The following is a 2,876-nucleotide window of genomic DNA, read 5'->3' on the forward strand; positions in this document are numbered from 1 at the left end:
GCTATTAGTGTGGTTTTATTGAATAAGTTTGCGCAAATGGCGGCTAAGTACATGCCGCAATGGGAAATCATTGATTATGCAAGTGATCAAAAACCGGATTCGCCGAGTGGAAGTGCGTTGGAATTGGCTTATAAGCTATCGCAGGTGGGAAAACCGGTCCATACGATCGCTATTGAGGATACGAAAGGGGTTAAAGAAACCAGGGGGGCAACGATTAATGGAACACAGGTTCATGCGGTAAGACTGCCGGGTTATGTGATTTCGCTGGAGGCTATTTTCGGGAAAGCGGATGAAAAGCTGACGATAAAACATGAAGCGGGGAGCAGTGCAGCGCCTTATGTGGATGGGGCGTTGCTGGCGATCCGGGAGGTTGGGTCGTTTAAGGGTTTGAAAAGAGGGCTCGACAGTATCATGTAAAGTCGCACATTATGAAAATTTCGGATAGCTCCTCTGCGGCTACATATTCTCGCTGAAGGGCTCGAACACGTCAGGCCGCTCGGAGTATCCGAAATTTTCTGAGCATGGTGCTTAAGCGGGGCGGTTATCCGCGCATGACGCAGATACTTTGTTGATTGTTTATTGCGGAGTGTCTGTTTTTTGGTTCTCAATGTATGTTTAAGGTGATCTCTGATGATGCATACAGATCGTGCAACATACAGATGTTATCATACAGGTAAGCACCCTGCAGAAAAAGAATAAGATTTTCGCAGAGAATGCCTTTTAAGGTTTGCGGGCTTTTTCAGCCCGCCTAAGCTTAAGCAGCATTCGAGCGGAAACCTTATTCTTTTTCATTTTAAACAACCTGTCTGGTTCATTTCAAACAACCCTATCAGACCACAAATTCCTCAAACCTTACTTAAGCAATTCCTGAAGTTTACGTTCTAACGCAACTCCTCTAAGGTTCCTGGCAATGATGACGCCATTTGGATCGACAAGGTAATTGGAAGGTATGCCCTGGATGCCGTAATAAGTAGACACTTCATTTTTCCAGCCTTTCAGATCAGAAACTTGTGTCCAGGGCATCTTATCATCCTCTACGGCTTTTTTCCACTTTTCCGCACTATCATCCAGAGATACGCCAAGAACGGTGAAGCCTTTGGGTGAAAATTTCTGATAAGCCTTCAATACGTTCGGATTTTCGGCCCTGCAGGGACCACACCAGGAAGCCCAGAAATCAACCAAAACATATTTACCCTTGAATGAAGAGAAATTCACTGGTTTTCCTGAAAGGTCATTCTGCGTAAAATCGATCATTTTCTGTCCATTTCCCCCACGCTTTAAAACGGCTATGGTGGCCTCTACTTTTTTACCAGCTTGAGAACTCTTTAAACCAGCATCAAGCGATTGAAACAACTGCTCTATTTCCGAGTAATCTATGCTATAGCCCATTCCTTTGATCTTATTAAGGCTCACATAGCTTTTAGGATGGCTGCTTATAAATGTCTTTGTCAATTGATGTTCTTCGGCATCCAGCTGTTTCAATTCCTTTTCTATGCGTTCAACAGCAGCAGAATCCTTCGCCTTCTCTGCAGCATCATAATCCTTGTACAACTGACTGATTTTGGTATTCAGAGATTTTGTACTTGCTTTCAAGGCATTTTCTTCCTCCTGGGTCTTACCCCCGGTCACTTTAAAGTCATTTAGTTCTGTCACCTTTCCACGGATAGTTACGGGTGTATTTTCTACATAGAACATTTCACCAAAACTGGCCTGGTCGGTAAGGTAGGCGCCTGAAGGTTCATCTACACTCCCTTTGTAGGTGAACTTACCGTCCTTTACCGGAACTGAGTCTCTTTTCCCTCCTACAGACAGATAAACGTAGGGTGTCTTTAAACCCTCAATATACCCATCAACTGAATAACCTGCCTTCGGCGTTACGACTTTCTTTTTCTGTTGTGCACCTGCACATAAACCAAGCCCCATGAGGCTTAAAAGGATAATTTTTTGTTTCATAATCGTATTTATATTAAAATTCTAGTAGCCGGGGTTTTGTAAAATAACACCCGCAGAAGCATCTACACTCACCTGTGGAATTGGCAGTATTAATTTATTTTCATCTTTCAGCGTAGCTTTGACACTTTGTGCCTGTACATCTCCATTTTTGATGTAGCGGACAATATCAAACCAATCTTCGCCTGATTCTGCACCAAGTTCCAATTCCTTTTCAGTTCTGATCAGCGTTAATAGTGCTGCTTTTCCAGAAGCGGAAACTATCGAAACACCCCGTTTGACCCGCAAGGTATTCACTGCGCCAAGAGCATCTGCTAAATTTCCGCCGTCTCTCCGGGCCTCTGCCTCAGCATAGATCAAATAGGCTTCTGCCAGTCTGAAATAGTATTCCGTATCGTTCCGGCTGCCATCTACACCTTTACTAAACTTCCCATCACCATGCCATTTTGAAGGATCTGCAGGATCTTTAGTCGTCTTAACAATTATGGCCTTTCTAGCATCATTGGCCAATAAAGCGGTATAACGGTCTGAAAGAATGTAACCTCCCAGGGTATAATAATAAGTCTTACCGTTTTCGTAATAGATGTTGTTATTATTGGCGAAAGTAATAGCAGCCAGGACCACCTCATCAGAATGGTATTTATCTGTTTGGAACATATTCACAAAATTTGAGCTCAATACAGCTGGCCCAGCCATCACTTCTTTGGCAAGTAATGCAGCACCAGAATAATCTTTCTTATACAGGAGTACCCTGGATTTTAAAGCCTTAGCGGCCAACTTTGTAGCATAACCTTTATCTACTCCGATGGCATAATCAGGGCAGTTCTTAATAGCTTCGTCCAAATCAGCCAGGATAAAATCATAAGAAGTTTTCACATCTGCCCGGGCGGTAATGGGAAGATTCGGCTTGTCTTTGATCTCTATTC

At 43.4% G+C, this 2,876-nt stretch carries 3 protein-coding genes; 1 reads left to right on the top strand and 2 read right to left on the bottom strand.

Annotated features, from left to right (window positions below):
- Nucleotides 1-417: dihydrodipicolinate reductase C-terminal domain-containing protein (locus VNZ46_RS27165; protein WP_325564464.1), on the top strand; the 417-nt coding region annotated here is incomplete at its 5' end.
- Nucleotides 418-852: 435 nt separating this feature from the next.
- Here the strand turns inward: VNZ46_RS27165 and VNZ46_RS27170 are convergent.
- Nucleotides 853-1,953 carry a TlpA disulfide reductase family protein gene (locus VNZ46_RS27170; protein WP_325564466.1) on the bottom strand — a complete coding sequence of 367 codons (1,101 nt, stop codon included), beginning with the start codon at nucleotides 1,951-1,953 and terminating at the stop codon, nucleotides 853-855.
- Between the two features lie 21 nt (nucleotides 1,954-1,974).
- Nucleotides 1,975-2,876: RagB/SusD family nutrient uptake outer membrane protein (locus VNZ46_RS27175; RefSeq protein ID WP_325564468.1), on the bottom strand; the 902-nt coding region annotated here is incomplete at its 5' end.

Source organism: Pedobacter sp., from assembly GCF_035566355.1.
In the GTDB taxonomy this organism is placed as follows: Bacteria; Bacteroidota; Bacteroidia; order Sphingobacteriales; family Sphingobacteriaceae; genus Pedobacter.